Source organism: Aquimarina sp. TRL1 (assembly GCF_013365535.1).
GTDB lineage: Bacteria > Bacteroidota > Bacteroidia > Flavobacteriales > Flavobacteriaceae > Aquimarina > Aquimarina hainanensis.
Genome location: NZ_CP053590.1, coordinates 4,428,939 through 4,447,361, shown reverse-complemented (window position 1 = coordinate 4,447,361; position 18,423 = coordinate 4,428,939). Strand labels below are relative to the sequence as shown.

Annotated in this window: 18 protein-coding genes; 13 read left to right on the top strand and 5 right to left on the bottom strand. The window is 36.1% G+C overall.

The annotated features are described in order from the left end of the window. Positions 1 to 414 precede the first annotated feature (414 nt). The gene (locus tag HN014_RS18275) at positions 415 to 1,239 is read left to right on the top strand and encodes a M12 family metallopeptidase (RefSeq protein ID WP_176030284.1); all 825 of its coding nucleotides are present in this window, start codon (positions 415 to 417) and stop codon (positions 1,237 to 1,239) included. 280 nt (positions 1,240 to 1,519) lie between these two features. Here HN014_RS18275 and HN014_RS18270 read toward each other — a convergent pair whose 3' ends face one another. Both HN014_RS18270 and HN014_RS18265 read right to left on the bottom strand, forming a co-directional pair. Further along, positions 1,520 to 2,644, bottom strand: coding sequence for a histidine decarboxylase (locus HN014_RS18270; protein ID WP_176030283.1), 1,125 nt, complete (start codon positions 2,642 to 2,644; stop codon positions 1,520 to 1,522). A gap of 328 nt (positions 2,645 to 2,972) precedes the next feature. Further along, positions 2,973 to 3,764 carry an MBL fold metallo-hydrolase gene (locus HN014_RS18265; protein ID WP_176030282.1) on the bottom strand — a complete coding sequence of 264 codons (792 nt, stop codon included), beginning with the start codon at positions 3,762 to 3,764 and terminating at the stop codon, positions 2,973 to 2,975. 315 nt (positions 3,765 to 4,079) lie between these two features. Between HN014_RS18265 and HN014_RS18260 the strand changes: the two genes are divergently transcribed. Beyond that, entirely contained in the window at positions 4,080 to 5,846 is a 1,767-nt protein-coding gene (locus tag HN014_RS18260; protein WP_176031161.1) for a SulP family inorganic anion transporter, read from the top strand. Between the two features lie 46 nt (positions 5,847 to 5,892). Here the strand turns inward: HN014_RS18260 and HN014_RS18255 are convergent, their stop codons facing one another. Further along, the gene (locus tag HN014_RS18255; RefSeq protein WP_176030281.1) at positions 5,893 to 6,867 is read right to left on the bottom strand and encodes a carboxypeptidase-like regulatory domain-containing protein; all 975 of its coding nucleotides are present in this window, start codon (positions 6,865 to 6,867) and stop codon (positions 5,893 to 5,895) included. A gap of 237 nt (positions 6,868 to 7,104) precedes the next feature. Next, complete coding sequence (locus tag HN014_RS18250; RefSeq protein WP_176030280.1) at positions 7,105 to 7,356, bottom strand: hypothetical protein; 252 nt, start codon at positions 7,354 to 7,356, stop codon at positions 7,105 to 7,107. Positions 7,357 to 7,632: 276 nt separating this feature from the next. Here HN014_RS18250 and HN014_RS18245 point away from each other — a divergent pair, with 276 nt between their 5' ends. The 10 genes from HN014_RS18245 (at position 7,633) to HN014_RS18200 (ending at position 16,452) form a co-directional block, all read left to right on the top strand. Further along, entirely contained in the window at positions 7,633 to 8,205 is a 573-nt protein-coding gene (locus HN014_RS18245) for a hypothetical protein (protein ID WP_176030279.1), read from the top strand. Between the two features lie 99 nt (positions 8,206 to 8,304). After that, positions 8,305 to 9,009 (top strand): hypothetical protein, encoded by a 705-nt coding sequence (locus HN014_RS18240; RefSeq protein WP_176030278.1) that lies wholly within the window; start codon positions 8,305 to 8,307, stop codon positions 9,007 to 9,009. 113 nt (positions 9,010 to 9,122) lie between these two features. Then, positions 9,123 to 10,412: a cation:proton antiporter gene (locus tag HN014_RS18235; protein ID WP_176030277.1), complete on the top strand. Its 1,290-nt coding sequence runs from the start codon at positions 9,123 to 9,125 to the stop codon at positions 10,410 to 10,412. Between the two features lie 161 nt (positions 10,413 to 10,573). Then, positions 10,574 to 11,398, top strand: a complete 825-nt coding sequence (locus HN014_RS18230; protein ID WP_176030276.1) for a M48 family metallopeptidase — start codon at positions 10,574 to 10,576, stop codon at positions 11,396 to 11,398. A gap of 87 nt (positions 11,399 to 11,485) precedes the next feature. Then, positions 11,486 to 12,778, top strand: coding sequence for an MFS transporter (locus HN014_RS18225; RefSeq protein ID WP_176030275.1), 1,293 nt, complete (start codon positions 11,486 to 11,488; stop codon positions 12,776 to 12,778). A gap of 168 nt (positions 12,779 to 12,946) precedes the next feature. Beyond that, positions 12,947 to 13,630: an OmpA family protein gene (locus tag HN014_RS18220; RefSeq protein WP_176030274.1), complete on the top strand. Its 684-nt coding sequence runs from the start codon at positions 12,947 to 12,949 to the stop codon at positions 13,628 to 13,630. A 43-nt stretch (positions 13,631 to 13,673) separates the two neighbouring features. Beyond that, complete coding sequence (locus HN014_RS18215) at positions 13,674 to 14,156, top strand: lipocalin family protein (RefSeq protein ID WP_176030273.1); 483 nt, start codon at positions 13,674 to 13,676, stop codon at positions 14,154 to 14,156. 177 nt (positions 14,157 to 14,333) lie between these two features. Next, entirely contained in the window at positions 14,334 to 15,038 is a 705-nt protein-coding gene (locus HN014_RS18210) for an OmpA family protein (protein ID WP_176030272.1), read from the top strand. A gap of 344 nt (positions 15,039 to 15,382) precedes the next feature. Further along, positions 15,383 to 15,817, top strand: a complete 435-nt coding sequence (locus tag HN014_RS18205; protein WP_176030271.1) for a 3-hydroxyacyl-ACP dehydratase FabZ family protein — start codon at positions 15,383 to 15,385, stop codon at positions 15,815 to 15,817. A gap of 257 nt (positions 15,818 to 16,074) precedes the next feature. Then, on the top strand, positions 16,075 to 16,452 hold the full coding sequence (locus tag HN014_RS18200; protein ID WP_176030270.1) for a hypothetical protein: 378 nt from the start codon (positions 16,075 to 16,077) through the stop codon (positions 16,450 to 16,452). A gap of 4 nt (positions 16,453 to 16,456) precedes the next feature. On the opposite strand, the gene HN014_RS18195 is transcribed toward HN014_RS18200, so the two are convergent. Next, on the bottom strand, positions 16,457 to 17,032 hold the full coding sequence (locus HN014_RS18195) for a YceI family protein (protein WP_176030269.1): 576 nt from the start codon (positions 17,030 to 17,032) through the stop codon (positions 16,457 to 16,459). Between the two features lie 200 nt (positions 17,033 to 17,232). Here HN014_RS18195 and HN014_RS18190 point away from each other — a divergent pair, with 200 nt between their 5' ends. Next, positions 17,233 to 18,114 (top strand): hypothetical protein, encoded by an 882-nt coding sequence (locus tag HN014_RS18190; RefSeq protein ID WP_176030268.1) that lies wholly within the window; start codon positions 17,233 to 17,235, stop codon positions 18,112 to 18,114. Positions 18,115 to 18,423 lie beyond the last annotated feature (309 nt).

Genomic DNA, 18,423 nt, shown 5'->3' with positions numbered 1-18,423 from the left:
GTCCATTATTGCTACGCTATACAGTACTTGTCGCCCGCAATTTACAAATTAATCATTAAGGTTTTACCCTTTATATAATAGGTGTATTGTCGTTTTTAGTCCTTTTATGCACTATTTTGTGCTGATGACGCTGTAAGAAAAGATTACTTTTTCTTAACTATTTGTTAATATATTATTTACACACGCTTATTTCTATTCCTACGCTAGTGTGTTGATTATGAGTAGAATCTATTGTATGATCTATCAGTTTTTTGATACAAACAGATAGAAATAATGTATAAACCGTATGTTTTAAATTGAAAGTTATATTTCTTACAATACCGATAAATAGTTGTTAAAAACAATTAGACTTGATTTTAATGTTATTAAGTGAGATAATTTTGCTTACACACAAATCATTTTAATTTAAGTAACATGAAAAGAAAATTTAAGAGCCTGTTGGCAATTAGTTTAACAATTGTAAGCAGTAGTATGTACGTGTCATGCGAAAATGAGGGAGATTTCCAAAAAGAGGAAACTCATTTATCTGATGAAATTGTAAGTGCTCCAAAAGAAGTACTGATGATTAACGGGCAGAAAATCCATGTAAAGAAAACAGCCACAGAAGGAAAGTATCTGGTAGAGAATGATATTCTGATGGATATATCTCAAATGGAACAATATTATAAACCAGATGCGCATAAGGCCAATATCGGGCAGATCCAATGGCGTAATATTTGGCCTAATAAAACGGTCTATTATCAAATCAATCCGAGATTGCGTCATCGTGGAATTATAAACAATGCCATGCAGATTATAACACAACAGACGGGTATTCGTTTTGTAAACTCTACAGGGACTGGAAATTACATCGACATCACTTCTAATATTTACGGGGATAATAGTTCTGATATTGGAATGACAGGAGGAAGACAAGAGTTATCACTATCCTCTGCCAGTTTAGGAATTGCGATTCATGAGTTTGGGCATGCGCTGGGGTTAGCACATGAACACAGTAGAAGTGATCGGGATCAGTACCTGGTGGTAGATGATAAATTTTGGGACAAACCTTTCTACGGATATAGCTATGGAGCTTTTGACTTTAACTCTATAATGTTATATGGTTCCATAAAACTAAGCAATGGGAACTGGTCTTTTGTCAGACGATCTGATGGACAGCCTTTTAGATCTGCTACGGATAGTCGTTCTCCCCGATTTAGTCATGGTGATCTTGCAGTATTGCGCGCTTTATACCGATAAAAAATGAACATCTTGATCGCAGGTATGTCGAGATGAGTAAGATATAATGCCTGTTTTTTGATGGATAGGTGAGGGTATGTGATATATATAACTCTTTAGATATATTTTTAGCCTCTTGTCATCATACCTTCACCTATATTTACGATATTATTTATTTTTTAAATCATTATTAGCCTATAATTGCTGCCATTGCCCATCTTAATACGTATCTATGCGTTTATATAAGAAACAAGCTCCTCATAAAATGAAGAGCTTGTCTAAAGCTAATTAATACGTATTCTTATGCGGGTATGATCATGGTTTCTTTTAGATCTTGTATTAGTAGGTCGATCTGATCAAAACTTACATTTGGCATACAAATAATATGTGATTGTCCGTTTTCTGTGGCCAATTGCCATTTGTCAATAATGGCTACAGGAGGAGCCGGAAACACAACGGTAATAGCATTGGGATTCCTCCAGGCATCTATCCCCAGTGTCTGTAATTTTTTGAGGGTATAAGCGGCTACAGCAAGACTGTGACGCGTACGTTTTGTAAAACCTTCCACTCCCAATTTCTTGATAGCATACCATAAAAATAAAGGACTATGTCCGTTTCTGGAACCGGTGATAGTCGCATCGGCACTACCAATATAGGCGATATTCCTGGCAATACGATCCCGGTTATCTTTCTTGACAATCACAACTCCTGATGGCATAGGAGATCCAATAAACTTATGACCACTGACCGAAATACTATCTACTCCATCCTGAAAATCAAAGATTGGTCGTGGATCGATAAAAGGAGCAAACCCTCCTGCTAATGCAGCATCTGCATGAATGTAATGACCACTTATTGCCATATCCTGTATTATAGACGCTATCCTGGCAGGGTTATCTTTGGCCTCGGTCATGGTGGTTCCTATATTGGCTATAACAATCACAGGACGATGTCTGTTATAACCAATAGCTTCGCGAAGATCCTGATAATCAAGCTCTCCATTTTCCTGTGCCCGCACTTTGACAAAATCCATATTGAGTAAAGTAATATTCTTTTGTACACTATAATGGGTAGCCTCAGAAAAATATACCATCCCCTTAGGGTACAGTTCTCTGGCAAGATATAACCCATACAGGTTTCCTTCTGATCCTCCATTAGTAACATACCCCCAGAAATTATCCGGATCTGCTCTGAACTGTTCTGCAAAAAAATGAACTACTTCTCGTTCCATCGCCCGGGAATCTACCCGATAGGTAGATTCTCCAAAAGGATCTCCAAGGTTATTGAGTGGAAATTTTAAAAAAGGTAAAAGATCGGAATAGTCAAAATCTTTAGATACCGGATATCCTAGAAAATTCTGCGTGGTTTCCTCTATATTTTTGTATAATGCTTCGAGCTGATTTTGTTCTAATGTATGTAATTTCATCAGTATATGTTTAGGGTTCTAGTTAGGGAAGACAAGTGACATCCTTGACGTTTCACATCGTTATTTCATTGTGTATGCGTTGATTCCGTCACACGTTTCGTTTTCACTTTATTGATACATATCAGAAAGCTGCATACATTCCTGATTTTACAGTACAAGTTTCCCTGCTCAAAGATAAGAAGTAAGGACTATAATTCTTTTTATTTCGATAAAATTAGATTTTAATTCTATGTTTTAATTTAATAAAGAAAAATAATCTATATGTGTGTTATTAGATGGATTGAAAAGAAAAATAGTCTGTATAGCCAAAACGATGACTTAAAAAGCCCTAGGAATTCGGGTACCAATCCAATAGAACTACGTTAATTTCCGGATTTTTTTGTTGCAATTTATTTTTAAAGCGGACCACATCACTATCTTTTTCTTTTCCCCGGTAATGATAGGGGTATACCAGTTTTGGTTTAAAACTCATCACTGCGGGTATGGCGCGATCCACTGTCATGGTCCAGGGTTGATTCATACATACAAAAGCAATATCTATATCAGTAAGCGCTTTCATTTCGGGAATGTCTTCGGTATCTCCAGAAATATAGATCTTTTTGGATCCCAGAGTAAGCACATACCCATTTCCTCTTCCTTTAGGGTGATATTGCAACGCTTCTTCTCTTAGGTTATACATAGGGATTCCCTCGACAATAACTGGACCGACTTCTTTTTTTTCTCCATTATTTAACACAACCAGATAATCCGTATATGCGGCAGGGAGTTTTTCTGCCACGGCTTGAGGTGTGATCAGTTGTGTTTTTTCCAGGTGTAAACTATCCAGTGTTTCTATATGCATATGATCTCCATGAATATCCGTAATGAGAATGATATCCGGATCAGGATGTTGATTAAAAGCAGCGGCATTGACCGGATCGATAAAAATAGTGGTCTCTTTCCATTGAATGATAAAGGAAGCATGATGAATGGGGGTAATGTGTAGATCGGTCAATAGTTGTGCAATGACTGTATCCGCAGTCTCAGTGGGAGGGTTTATTGTAGTCACAGGGGATTTCTTTGTTTGCTGACAGCCAACCAGGCATCCTAATAGTATAAGCAGGGGTAGTATATATCGCATTTTGGTTTCGTATTGGATCACTAAGATAATTAATATTCTTTTGTAATAGCTTCCTGTCTGAGGTTCCTTTTGATACGGTTCTTTAACCAGATCAGGTTTCTAGGATACTGCTGAGTGCTAATAAAATTAAAATTCCGATTCTAACCTGAATAAAACCTCTGTAAAAGTGCTGATGTAGGTAATAAATCCCTCGGATTTGTTTAAAAAACATAGGAATTTACAGCTATAATAGTAACAATCAATAGTGTATATATGAGATTTGTTTAGAAGCGATACAGTCTTTATTTTTGAAAGTATTATTGTAATTTTACACGTATAAACCTAAAAAAACGATTAGCCGTCAAAAAACTACATAAAATACTTCCGATCCTCGCCTCTTTAGAAACCTACACATCCGCCACTTTTAAAGCGGATATTATTGCCGGTATTACTGTTGGGGTGATCTTAATTCCTCAGGGAATGGCCTATGCTTTGTTAATGGGTGTTCCTTCTATTTATGGGCTCTATGCTTGTCTGATTCCTCTTTTATTATATGCTGTCTTCGGAACTTCCAGACAATTGAGTATCGGTCCGGTGGCAGTAACGGCTATTTTGGTAAATAGTGGGGTGAGTAGTATCGCGACTCCTTTTACAGAAGAATACATACAGTTGGTTGTTTTTTGTGGTTTGTTGATCGGAATTTTTCAATTGCTGCTCAGTGCCCTGCGAATGGGATTTTTGGTCAATCTGATCTCACAACCGGTTATTGCCGGGTTTATATCAGCGGCTGCTATCATTATTATTATTTCTCAGTTTGAAGAAGCCTTGGGATTAGCAATTCCTTCCTTTGAATATCCACATGACAAAATATGGTATATTCTTACCCATATAAGTGATATTAATGGGATTACTTTTTTGATGTGTATCTTTTCAATTGTTGCCATTCTATTGCTTAAAAAATGGAAGCGTTCCTTTCCCGGAGCGTTGTTTGTAATGGTAATTACTACCTTGTGTACTTACTTTTTTGATCTCAGGACCCATGGAATTTCTGTAATTGCGGATGTTCCCAGTGGATTGCCATCAATGATAGTTCCTCCCATGAGCTTTACTTCATTAGAAGCCTTATTCCCATCTGTATTGACCATTTCATTTATAGGATATGTAGGAAGTATCGGGATTGCAAAGTCTCTGGAAATGAAGAATAGAGATCATGTAGTGCGACCGAATCAAGAATTGTTTGCATTGGGAATAGGAAAGATAATAGGAGCATTTTTTCAGGCAGTACCTTCTTCCGGGAGTTATAGCCGTTCTGCGATTAATGATGAAGCAGGAGGGAAGACCACTATTTCATCATTGATTTCTGTGGTTATGATTGTTTGCTCTCTGCTGTTTTTGACATCTTTGTTTTACTATATTCCCAAGGCTGTATTAGCGGCTATTATTTTAGTTTCTGTGTTGGGTCTGATTGATTTTAAAGAGGCCAAATACCTGATGGCAGTACGACGAAGGGATTTTATTGTGATGCTGATTACCTTTTTTAGTACCTTGATCGTAGGGGTAGAAAAAGGAATTTTTATAGGAGTGGTCTTATCTTTTATCTTTTTGCAATATTACAGTTCCAGACCGCATGTGGCTGAATTGGTACGTATTCCTGATACCGTATACTATCGGAATATTAACCGATTTCCGAATGCGGTTCGGTCAGAAGATTATCTGATCATTCGTTTTGATGATCAGCTGTATTTCGGGAATGCAGGCTATTTCAAGGATGAAATTCTCGGATATCTCAATAAGCGGACTGTAATGCCTAAGTTTTTAATTCTGGATACGACGAATATGCACGATATCGATAGTACAGGAATTCACGTTTTGGAGGATATTCACTTGTATCTGGAAGAACTCCGAATTCAATTACTGATCTCAGGAACTATAGGACCTGTCCGGGATTTTCTGCAACGTTCTCACTTTATGGATAAAATGGGAAAAGAGCATTATTTTATGAGTATTACAGATGCCGTTACTTATGCGGAAAAAGGTACAAATCACAAGCATCTTCATACTGCAGCCATTCAGTATAATACCAGAAGATCGTTTCTGGATTAATAATGTAGTGATTGAGACTTTTTTCACTTCAATGAATTATATGCTGCTATAAAGGCTCCATTACATGTAATTTGAGTCCCATTCCGTAATTCATAAAGCCTTTATTGATTAAGCCATTCGTATCACTATAGTTTTTATCAAAACGCTGCCAGGTTTTGTTTTTATAAAAGATACGACGAGTAAAGGTCGTATGACCTGCTATTTTATTAGTAAAGGGGAGTAGTGGTCGGAAGGTGGTCGATATTTTTATCAGGCCTTTTCGGGTTTCTACTTCATGGTATTTTTTCGTGTGTTGCAACCCTCCTTTTTTATCAGTATATCCTAATACCTGTATAGCAATAAAGAACCCATTAGGAGGCATAAATACTTTGTGTTCTTCTATATTGAGCTCAAAGGTAGCTTTGTCATCATGAGTCACTCTGAAAATAATGTCGTCATAAAATAGTCGTTTTCCCGGAGCACCCTTCAGGTTTTCGTAAAATTGCATTTTAAAAAGGGTGGAGAATTGTGTTTTTTTCCCTCCTTTTCTGGCTTCATCTAATAAGAGCGGAAGATATACGGCTGCTATTTTGGTCGGTTTGTCATATTCTTTAGCGAAGAATACGGCTATTTCTGATTCTACCGTAGGCAACCAGGAAGTAAAATAGTTATCATGAAGGATAGCTCCTTTTTTTCTCACCTTATATTTTCTGTATTTTTCGGTAGTGACGATCACCTCTTGTAATTGTGCAATATCCTTTTGGATTACCAAAGAAGCGGGAATGTTTTGCGTACTTATTTTTAAATCTTTATAACCAATAGCTGATATGTAGAGAGAATCAATGTCTTTATATATTTTTTTGGAAAATATAAAGCGTCCCTGCGCATCGGCAAAAATACCATTTCCATTTCCAAAAGAAATAGTAGCATAAGATACGGCTGTCTTATCATCAGCGTCTTTTATGGTGTAATATTGTTGCCCCCAGTGTAATTGTACACAGAGTAGGGCGATAAGTAAAAGTAGGTCAGAGCGTTTTTTCATTTTTAGGAGCTTGGGGCTTTTGAAATATCAAAATACTAAAATAATACATCTTATGTATTCAGTAACCCTGTTTATACCAAAAATATTGTTTGGTACACGGGTAAATCCCTCAATAATAACAAGGTATTTGTTTTATTTCAAAAAAAATACTCTCAAAAGTAAATCCAATGGTAGGTCTCGATTAACTTTTGAGAGTATATAGTAAAACGTTCGGTAATTATCTACACATTTCCTGATTTATGAGAAATCCTCCCATAAATAAAACATGAGCTTATCTCTGTCTTTAAAGCTTTTAATGGCAATTACTTCTCCATTTAGTTTGTTATAGACTACTTCGGCAAATAAGAAATCTACATAGAAAATACTATAATAAAAATCCCTATTCCTGTCATTTTTGGTAAAGAGGTGAATTCCTCTGTTCCATACGTCATTATATTTCTGAGACAAGTCCTGAGCATTGAACTGCTCTAAGGTTATATTTTCTTGCATAAGTATTTATTTTAAAATTTGAGGCACCCTAAAATTACGGAAAAACCATAATATTCCAAAAATAGTGATCTATAATCTCTTTAAAACCCGTTATTTATTATTAATTTATATTGATTCTTAATTAGAAGGCTAATTCCGCTGATATGAAATAATTGCTGCTGGTTTATGAGATCAAGAGAATCAAAGGAGGTCTTCGGTGTTAAAAACTTGTTTTCTTTTTTAAAACAAATAATGATTTCTTTGCCCCAGAGGAAAAAGCGTAAATATCACAAATCATTGGAAACACTAGTCTTAGAGCAAAAGAAAAAAAAGACATATAACAGAAATAATTTTTATAAAAGTACCTACTGTGTATTCCAGGGGGCACCTTTGTATAAAATAGCCAAGCGAAAACCCCATTATCGAAGTGAATCGGGGAGTACTTATTATTATACCACTAAAGGTGTATATCGTTTGTCCAATCACTGGGGAAGAGCAGCCAAATGCCAATGGCGTTTGATTTCGGATTTTCCGGCAGAAATTGATGATCTGCGACTGGGGTTTGCAGAATGGGTAGACTTTAGAGAAAATCTGGCTGAACACGTAGATGCTTATTATATTAGTGTAGATTTTGAAACAAAAAAGGTGAGTTATAATCACAAGGATGACCCTTCTTATGATCAGGTAGCTGTTTTGCGATCTGCTGATGCTACCAGAAAACTAATCAAACAGATAAAAAATCTACTCGATACGTATAAATGGGCCAAGTATTACGAACACGATGATATTGATGAATTCAGAAAAGAAGTAGTGACCCGGTTAATCAATTCAGATATTAGTCTTAATGAGTTGAGAAAAGAACTGGCTTAAAAATCAGCTACGTACAATTTTCTTAGACTTTTTAATGGTCTTTCAGATATATTTCTAGTATTTTTAACGTTGTATATGCTAAAATATAGAAGTATGTCGATGAAGTATTTTATTTGTGGATTTGTATTTAGCATGATTTGTAATTTCCAGGGAATTGCTCAGATAGATGCGAATTCTCTTTTGGTGATTCCATCTGCTACTACGGTAGAAAGAAACGGTATTACAGGAGTGCAGGAGGGAGCCATCGTATATGATACGGATGAGAACCGCTTATTCGAATTTACGAATACAGGTTGGGTAGAGATGTTGACCTCTCGCAATGTATTTACAGGAGTATTTCGTATTACTACCGCAGGGGCTGTTACGATTACGGATGTTCCTTTCAGACCTACCTCTATTACTTTAGTGGCACATGCGAATGTAGAAGATTTTACGATCAATGCAGATAACGGCAGTACTAATAATGACCGAGGCATCAGGAATTCATTTGGTACGATGAATGGATTTGCCCGAGATGATGGTGGCGCTATTGCACAGCAATGTATTTATGTAGGAGGTCATGGGAACTCGATTAATGATATTTCCCGTTTTGCTTCTAATACACAGGCTATAGGTGTTCGCTACGGGGATCAAAACGGAAACTCACTGGGAATCATTACCGGAGCTGTTACTGCTTTTACAGCCAATGGATTTACACTGAATGTCACCTATACAAACGGAACCATTACCAATGCCGCTCAAAATGTATTGCCTACAGATATCAATAATGAAGGACTCGTAGTACTGTATACAGCCTATAGATAACTACAAATTCACAGAATTTATCATTTTATTATGAATTAGAGGTATGGGGAGTCGGCTATAATTCCTATCTTTCATTTATTTTAACCAGTAAGACCCATTTCAAACCGACCCCCATGGATATATTTACTTCCTATAATCTGATCATCGGTATTTCTCTGATTATCATTCTCTCTTTTATATTTAATGGTATTGCCAAAAAAACAAGTATTCCGGCTGTGTTACTCCTCATTGTACTAGGCGTTTTTATTCAGTATGGAATGAAGTTTATTGGCGCTAGTGATAGCATCAACTTTTTTCCAATTCTGGAGGTGCTGGGCATTGTGGGATTGATTATGATTGTATTGGAGGCTGCCCTGGAACTGGAACTCAAACAGGAAAAACTGATTCCTATTCTCAAATCTTTTGTCATTGCATTAGTAGGACTTGTCGCTTCTACATATGTGGCGGCACTGATACTAAACACTTTGATTGATGGTATGAGTATGCAATCGGCCTGGTTGTATGCTACTCCTTTATCAATCCTTTCCAGTGCGATTATTATTCCGAGTGTAACAGGGTTAAAAAATGAAAAAAAGGAATTTCATATCTACGAGAGTACATTTTCAGATATTTTGGGAATTATGATGTTTTACTTTCTTACAGGACGTCTAAACCCGGCAGAAGATTCCGGAGTTGTTGGATTTAGTATTAACCTGATTCTTACGATCGTCATCTCATTAGTTGTCAGTTACGGGATCATTCTTATTTTTCAGAAAATTAAAAGCTCGGTAAAACTATTCCTTTTAATAGCGGTATTGTTACTGTTGTATGCATTGGGAAAAAAGATGCACCTATCCTCCTTGATTATTATATTGATTTTCGGATTGGTGATCGCGAACATGAAATTGTTTTTTCAGGGAAAACTCAAAGGGTTACTCCATTTTGAAAAAGCAAAATCTATCTATCACGAATTGCACGTAATTACAGCAGAAACAGCCTTTGTGGTACGTACATTATTTTTCGTCATTTTTGGAATTACGATCACACTCTCTTCCTTACTGAATCTAAAAGTGGCCTTGATCAGTATTCTGATTATTGTATCAATTTATGTAATTCGCTATGCCTTGCTAAAAATATTTATGGGAAAAGATATTCTCCCGCAATTATTCATTGCTCCAAGAGGGCTGATCACGGTATTATTATTTTATGCCATTCCCGAAGCAGTTACTGTAGCAGGTTTTGAACCGGGAATTCTTCTCTTTGTAATCATAGGTACCAGCTTGATAATGACTGGAGGAATGATTAATAATAAAAAGATAGAACGTCTGGCGGCCACGGTTATGGAAGAAGAAATAGATGAAGAAATACTTCCTGAAACGGAAGAGGAGGCACCCGAAGAAGATCAAAGCGATTCAGAAGAGTAGGCGGTAATTCGTCTAAAAAAAAGGAATCATATCTACCCTCTGTAAAACACTTTAGCTATACTTTTGTGCTTTTTATCGACATATTTGATAAAAAAGGCAGGAGTAGCGAGGTTTTCCTTCAAAGTTTTTGGTAACTTTATAAATAAAATAAGTAAACCATTATGAATACGAGAAAAAGAGTACTGGCATGGGGTGCCGCAATACTTTTATTAGCCTCTTGTGCTACCAATCCTTTTACAGGAAAAAAAACACTGGCATTAGTTCCGAATTCTCAGATTTTGCCAATGGCATTTCAGCAATACAATCAGTTTTTGGGGGATAATAAAGTAGTGACAGGAACCAGAGATGCACAATTGATAAAGACAGTAGGGCAGCGTATTGCCAAAGCATCTGAGCGATGGTTAAACGCCAATGGGTATTCCGGTTATTTAAAAGATTATAAATGGGAATATAACTTAGTAGAAGATAAAACCGTAAATGCCTGGTGTATGCCAGGAGGAAAGATTGTTTTTTATACAGGAATCCTTCCGATTGCACAAAATGAAACAGGAATAGCTGCTATCATGGGACATGAGGTAGCACATGCATTAGCGAATCACGGACAGCAACGTATGAGTGCCGGGCAAATTCAGCAAGTAGCTGGGGTTGCTACATCAGTGGCTATGAGTGGAAAAAGTCAGGAGACACAACAAATTATAGGAACTGCTTTTGGGTTAGGAACACAGTTCGGAGTAATGCTTCCATTTAGTAGAAGCCACGAAACAGAAGCAGATAAAATAGGATTACAATTAATGGCGATAGCAGGGTATAACCCAGATGAAGCCGCTAATTTATGGAGACGTATGAAGGCTAATAGCGGAGGACAGGCACCACCGGAGTTTATGAGTACACACCCCTCTAATGATACGCGAATTGCCAATCTGACAAAATGGGCTCCTTCAGCAAAAGCAGAGGCAAGAAAATTTGGTGTTACAACATTTAAATAACAAAAAAATAGTCTCATTAAAAAAGATAATACTTACATTAGAAGCTGTTCTGAAATTCCTCAGGGCAGCTTTTTTTAATTGAGACAAATGCAAACACTACCAAAAGGACATAAGAAATTACTAAATGCCTGGGCTTTTTATGATTGGGCAAATTCCGTATATAGCCTTACAATTGTTTCGGCTGTATTTCCTATTTTTTACGGCACCCTGTTTGAAGCAGATGAGACTATTTCCATCTTTGGCGGGGAGATCCGAAGTACCCCTTTGATTAATTACGCTACAGCAATTGGTTTTATTATCGTAGCCGTCTGTTCTCCCATCTTATCCGGAGTGGCTGATTATATCGGTAACAAGAAAATATTCATGAAATTTTTTAACTATATCGGGGCGCTTTCATGTATAGGGCTTTACTGGTTTAGCAAAGAAACCATTTACCTCAGTTTGTTCTGTTATATTACGGCATTGGTCGGTTTTTGGGGGAGTATTGTTTTTTACAATTCTTACTTGCCGGATATTGCCTATCCGGAGCAACACGATAAGATTAGTGCCAAAGGGTATTCCATGGGATATATAGGAAGTGTTATTCTATTAGTTGTTAATCTGGCAATGATTATGGGGGCTCCGTCAGGAGCTGAAAAAGTCGCTTCAATGAAGTTTTCTTTTATTTTGGTAGGAATCTGGTGGATAGGATTTAGTCAATACTCTTATTATTTCTTACCCAAAGGAACCAGTACCGGGCATAAAATTACAAAAGGAGTATTGTTTAAAGGATTTAAAGAACTTCATGGAGTGTGGAAGGGCATGACAGAAAACATACGCCTGAAACGGTATTTAGGAGCTTTCTTTATTTATAGTATGGCGGTACAAACTGTTATGCTGGTCGCTACTTATTTTGGAGAACAGGAAATCAACTGGGGAACCGATGGAGAAAAAACCATGGGATTAATTATCAGTATTCTCATCATTCAGCTGGTGGCGGTAGGAGGAGCAATTATCACCTCCAGGTGCTCTGATAAGTATGGCAATGTATACACCCTTATCGGGATTAATATCATTTGGGTTGGGATCTGTGTATATGCATATTTTATTACCGAATCTATCCAGTTTTATGGGACGGCAGCTGTGGTAGGATTAGTCATGGGAGGAATTCAGGCATTGTCCCGATCTACCTACTCCAAGTTTTTGCCCGAAACAGAAGATACAACTTCTTATTTTAGTTTTTATGACGTCGCAGAGAAAGTTGGAATAGTTATTGGTATGGGGATATACGCAACGGTTGATTTAATAACCGGAAGTATGAGAAATGCTGTACTTTTTTTAGTAGTGTTTTTCGTATTAGGAATTCTCCTTTTATGTAGAGTTCCTAAAAAAGAGAAATAAATTTAGTGCCTATGCTGTTAATTTTTTAGCAGGTATTGTATAAAAGGCAGGGTAAATAATGATATTCTCAAAAATGGGCAGAAAGATACTAGGGGCATGCAACACCCGTTATATACTATTGTCTTTCTTATATAGAAAAGTAACGTAACTAAAATATATTTTAGAATCATGATAACACATTTAAAAAAAGGAATCATTTTATTAGTAGCAGTAGGTGTAGTATCCAGTTGTGATGCTATCAAAAATGCAAATAACACACAAAAAGGAGCGGTTATTGGTACGACTACCGGAGCTGTTCTGGGAGGGATTATCGGAAATAACGTAGGGAGTAAAAAGAACTCTGCACTGGGAGCGATTATTGGTGGTGTTGTTGGTGGTGTTGCCGGAGGTGTTATAGGAAAACAAATGGATAAGCAGGCCGAGCGTATCGAATCAGAAATACCGGGAGCAGAAGTAACGCGGGTAGGAGAAGGAATTGATGTAGTATTCGACGAAACCAGTGGTGTGTATTTTGATACCAATAAGCATAATATCAACGCGAAGTCTAAAGAGACCCTTAATAAACTGATAGGTATCTTTAAGGAATATCCAGATACAAATATTGTAGTAGAAGGTCATACAGATAGTTCAGGAAATGATGCTTATAACATGACCCTGTCAGAAAAAAGAGCGAAATCTGTAACAAATTATTTAATCTCTCAGGGATTAAGCGCCGGAAGATTTACTACCTACTGGCATGGAGAAACACAACCAAAATACGATAATGCAACAGCAGAAGGAAGAGCAAAAAACAGACGCGTAGAACTGGGGATTGTTGCTAATGAAAAAATGATTGAAGACGCAAAACAATAAGGTTGTCCTTATACAAGTATATATATTATAGAAATAAACACGAATGAGATTATTATTTTTTATAGCGGTAAGCGCTATGGTATTAACCTCCTGTAAAGGAACGAGTATTGCTGTTCAGCAAACCACCAAAGCAATTAATGGGCAATGGACGTTGAATCAATTAGATTACGATGCTGAGGGGACGTATAATATTACGTTATTTGGAGGAATTCCTGCTAAATGTGTAGAAGGTTCTCAATGGGCATTTGTATCCAATAACAATAGAGGAAACTATCTTATTACCGATGGGAGCTGTGCTAATGTTGCCGGACCAAATAATTTTATCTGGACGGTGCCAGATGAGATGTATGGATACGATTACAGTATTATGGTCAAACCTGTAAATGCTAAATACAAAAGCGAAATCAATAATAAAGCATATCGAATGTCACTTACCGAAGTAAAGGAAAATGCAATGTTATGGACCTATGAAGTACCAGGTGATGGAGAAAAAGTAACGATAAAATTACATTTCACAAGAAGATAATTTGTTGATATACTTATAGATTGAAACAGCTTCTAAAAACTAGAAGCTGTTTTTTTATGCGCTAACCTGAAAAAGGGAATGAAGATTTCCCTGTTTTCAGGGATTCTTACAGACTGCTTGGATAATACCTTTGTAAACGAATACTTACTATAAGAACATAAACAAAATAACAAACGTATGAATTCACACAAATTAAAATATCTAAGCGTAGTAGTAGCGCTTTTTGTATCGGTACAGTTCACCAGTTGTAATGCCATTAAAAATGCCAGTAACTCTCAGTTAGGAGGAATCATTGGTGCCGCAGGGGGAGCAGTCATCGGAGGCGTTATCGGAAACAATATCGGTGATGACGGAGGTGAACTAGGCGCCGTATTAGGAGGGATGATTGGAGGAGCTGTAGGAGGTTTTATAGGAAATCAAATGGATAAGCAGGCAAAAAAAATCCAGGAAGAAATTCCAACGGTTCATGTAGAACGTGTAGCACAGGATATCCATATTGTATTTGACGAGAATAGCGGGGTGTATTTTAAGACGAATCAATACAGTCTTAATGAAAGCTCCAGAGAAACTATTGATAAGCTTATAGCTGTTTTGCAGGAGTATCCAAAATCGAATATTCTCGTAGCCGGGCATACTGATAGTGTGGGGAATGAAAACAGCAATTATATATTGTCCAAAAACAGGGCAGAGTCTGTGGCCAAATACATCATCTCACAAGGTGTCCATAAAGAACGATTCACTGTACAATGGCATGGGGAAGCCGTTCCAAAATTTGACAATGACACTCCAGAAGGACGTGCCAAAAACAGACGGGTAGAGGTAACTATCTCACCTAGTAAAGAATTAGTAGAAGAAGCAAAAACAAGTACACGTGATTTTTAATGGGGGCAAATAATAATCTTTGTTGATAACAGACAAATTATTATAAAAATCCGTGTACTATATGAGGGGGATCCTGGTCTAACGACCAGGATTTTTGTGTATACAATGCTCCTCGATACCATCGATTCTTACTAAGGATGTTATAAATTACTTAAAAACTACATGGAAACTCATGTATTCGTTATTTTTAACATCTTCAAAAAATACACGAATGTATTAATATCTCAAAAAAGTGTTATATTTTAGAGCTTTTTAATAAAAGTACAGGCATTTTTTTTGAATTAATTGTCGTATTACTAATAACGAGAGGAGGAAAGATCATCAACTAAAAGCATAATAAACCATTGACCACATTATCTATACTTAAGGAATTACCCTACCAAAAACCGTTTTTATTTGTAGACAGAATCATTCATGTCAATGAACAACAAATAACAGGGACCTATACTTTTTTGGAAGATGAATATTTTTATAAAGGACATCAAAAAAAAGAACCGGTAACTCCTGGCTTTATTCTGATAGAATGCATGTCTCAGATTGGTTTGGTATCATTAGGAATTTATTTGTTTAGGAATGAATTGAGAGATGAACCTCTGGGAGTAGCGATAACTGATACGAATATTCATTTTTATACATCGGTACTTCCTGGTGAAAAAGTAACTGTAATATCTGATAAGGAATATTTTAAATTTAATATTCTCAAGTGCAAAATGGTGATGTATGATAGCAAACAAAATCTAATTGCCAAAGGAACCATTACCGCTAAGCTAACCCCTTAAATACGCATTCAAACATATTACAGAACAAAACAGTAAATATCTTGTTTTAAACAATTTACAATAAACATATAAAGTAAAGCTTTAATCACTTTTGTTTTGATAATACCTACTGTAATTCAGCAATATGAATAGAATATAGGGGAAAACCCCCTGAAGTAAATACCGTTTTTAGCCTCTGTTTTACTCTTAAAACAGACACTATATTGTCCCCTTAATTTCGACACAGGTCTTCCTGTTGATGACAATTATAGGGGAAAATGAAACACATATTTACGAAGTGCATTCTTATTAGCATAGGGATGTCCTTTTTTTCATGCAATCAAACGACATCAAAAGAAGAAAGAATGGGATGTATTCAAGGCTTAATCACAGATATGATCTATGAAACGCCTATTCATGATGCTACTATTACAATCAGTAGCAAGGACATGGAATTGGCTGATATTGTTCAATACCCGGACGATCAGGGAAATTTTATCTGGAAAGGGTTGCCCGTAGGAACCTTTGATATATTGATCATGGCGACTTCTTATTATCCCAAAGAAGTTTCAGTAACCATTACTTCTGTATATGAGGAGCAGTACGCCCATGTGCAGTTGATACGGTTGCCACCAGGGGTTACTACAGACGATTAATCTTCTATCGGGGAAAGGAAATAAACGGAAAAGAAAAGGTGAGGAGGAGCTTATTTTGTTCCCGGGTATCATGTATGTTTATATTGTAATCACTGGTATAGATCACCGTTTTGCCTTCCAGGGAGTGTTCTTGCAGAGTACAGTGAAAAATCACTTCTTTGGTAATTCCCTTTATGGTTAACCATCCAATAACCTTATAAACTTGCGATCCAAAATCAATAATCTGACTACTGTTGAAGGTTATATAGGGGTGTTTTCGTTTATAAAAATAAGATTCCCACATTAAATGATGATCTCTTAATATATTTTGAGTCGTCAGGCTAGCAACTGAAGCTGTACCACGGATATATGAATTTTCCGGAGCAGTCGGTTGAAAAGAGATATCGTATTCAAAATTTTTGATACGTCCGTAGAGAGAATCTTTTTCAAAAAAGAACCTAACTGAGGACTTTTCTCTATCAAATTCCAATTTACTGATATCATTAATAAGATCTGTCCCATTAAAATGATCCACCTCAAACTGTGCATATGCAGAAGAAAGAGAGAAAAAGACGAACATGTATAACAATCTGTAAATCATAGGAATGAATATACTAAAAAAGGCACACAAAACAACTGTTTACAATTGTAAACATACCCTATATAATAAGAAAGACGCCTAAGAATAATAGCTGTGACAATATTCGGAAAGCGAATAATAAATTATAAGACACATTTAACAAATAGATTTTATATAAAAAACCAGAAGCTTTTATTTTATACCTTAAATAAAAACACATTATGAGGAATATCAGTCTAATTATTCTGATGCTATTACTATTAAAAGGGAGCCTTACTATAGCTCAGGAAACCAGATCTTATACCTTTACGTATCAACATACCTATGTAGAAAAACGAAAAGACAGAGAAAAATTATTACATCTTTTTATTGGAGATAATGTATTTTCTTTAATCGGCAGTAATGCTGAAACAATTTTTGATCTGAACAGGAAAGAAATTATACACAGCGATGGCCAATATTATAAGAAAGACACTGTGATGATCAGAAAAATATATAAAACATTTAGAAAAGAGATCACTACCAATGCGATTACAACTGCCGGGGGAACAACTCAAAAAGTTTCCTTAACGATGGATAATGGTTATAAGAAAGAAGACTTTAGTTTGGTGATTGATAAAGAACAACGAAACATCATGCCTTTGCTGGAATTTTTAGGCTATCCGAATCCTAAAAAGCTACAGGGAGGAATAGTCACTATAGAATTAAGTAAAAAATCATTTGTCAAATTACGTGAAGTAGCAGTAACGCGAAGTCTTTCTTTATTGACATTAGTACCATCAGAAGAAGAAAAGTTTAGAAAAAATGCGCGATTACACTGTGATAGAATGCATATAAGCCATGAAATAGCGACCTATAAAGAAGTGGATTTTGAATCAGAAGACACAGCACTTACTGAAATGATTAAAAAATTAAAAAAAGAAATGCTCGCATGTGCACAGTGTTATGTAGACACTGGTGAAATGGAAGTATGCGAAATGAAAATGCGTTCCAGTCTAATGATACAGGCCATGGATAAAAAAAGCAAAGAATTAGATGCAACCACGAGAAATGAGGTGATAAATCATTTAAAGCCGCTACAAAAAAAATTAGGATTGTATTAAAATAAGAAAGTAATCTATTTATCATTGCTAATATCAGGACAATAGTAAATAAGTTGTATTGATGATGATATAAGGATTTAAAAATTATAAGACATAAAAGTTAGATGGAACAAAAGAAAAGCATCCTGTACGTATAGGATGCTTTTTTATGGGATATTATTTTTAGTCACAATTGTAGTAATCGGGTAGTTCTTAAAATATTCTATTTTACATAATATAAATTATAGAACAAATATATTTATTGTAACAAATTCGCGCATACGTAGTATTTTACATAGTTGCAGATATAGCTACACCGTCAGGTGTTCT

What these genes read in the sequence shown, in the direction of transcription:
- HN014_RS18275 (WP_176030284.1), top strand. Translation starts at nt 415, where the DNA reads ATGAAAAGAAAATTTAAGAGCCTGTTGGCAATTAGTTTAACAATTGTA.
- HN014_RS18270 (WP_176030283.1), bottom strand. Translation starts at nt 2,644, where the DNA reads ATGAAATTACATACATTAGAACAAAATCAGCTCGAAGCATTATACAAA.
- HN014_RS18265 (WP_176030282.1), bottom strand. Translation starts at nt 3,764, where the DNA reads ATGCGATATATACTACCCCTGCTTATACTATTAGGATGCCTGGTTGGC.
- HN014_RS18255 (WP_176030281.1), bottom strand. Translation starts at nt 6,867, where the DNA reads ATGAAAAAACGCTCTGACCTACTTTTACTTATCGCCCTACTCTGTGTA.
- HN014_RS18250 (WP_176030280.1), bottom strand. Translation starts at nt 7,356, where the DNA reads ATGCAAGAAAATATAACCTTAGAGCAGTTCAATGCTCAGGACTTGTCT.
- HN014_RS18240 (WP_176030278.1), top strand. Translation starts at nt 8,305, where the DNA reads ATGAAGTATTTTATTTGTGGATTTGTATTTAGCATGATTTGTAATTTC.
- HN014_RS18235 (WP_176030277.1), top strand. Translation starts at nt 9,123, where the DNA reads ATGGATATATTTACTTCCTATAATCTGATCATCGGTATTTCTCTGATT.
- HN014_RS18230 (WP_176030276.1), top strand. Translation starts at nt 10,574, where the DNA reads ATGAATACGAGAAAAAGAGTACTGGCATGGGGTGCCGCAATACTTTTA.
- HN014_RS18225 (WP_176030275.1), top strand. Translation starts at nt 11,486, where the DNA reads ATGCAAACACTACCAAAAGGACATAAGAAATTACTAAATGCCTGGGCT.
- HN014_RS18220 (WP_176030274.1), top strand. Translation starts at nt 12,947, where the DNA reads ATGATAACACATTTAAAAAAAGGAATCATTTTATTAGTAGCAGTAGGT.
- HN014_RS18215 (WP_176030273.1), top strand. Translation starts at nt 13,674, where the DNA reads ATGAGATTATTATTTTTTATAGCGGTAAGCGCTATGGTATTAACCTCC.
- HN014_RS18210 (WP_176030272.1), top strand. Translation starts at nt 14,334, where the DNA reads ATGAATTCACACAAATTAAAATATCTAAGCGTAGTAGTAGCGCTTTTT.
- HN014_RS18200 (WP_176030270.1), top strand. Translation starts at nt 16,075, where the DNA reads ATGAAACACATATTTACGAAGTGCATTCTTATTAGCATAGGGATGTCC.
- HN014_RS18195 (WP_176030269.1), bottom strand. Translation starts at nt 17,032, where the DNA reads ATGATTTACAGATTGTTATACATGTTCGTCTTTTTCTCTCTTTCTTCT.
- HN014_RS18190 (WP_176030268.1), top strand. Translation starts at nt 17,233, where the DNA reads ATGAGGAATATCAGTCTAATTATTCTGATGCTATTACTATTAAAAGGG.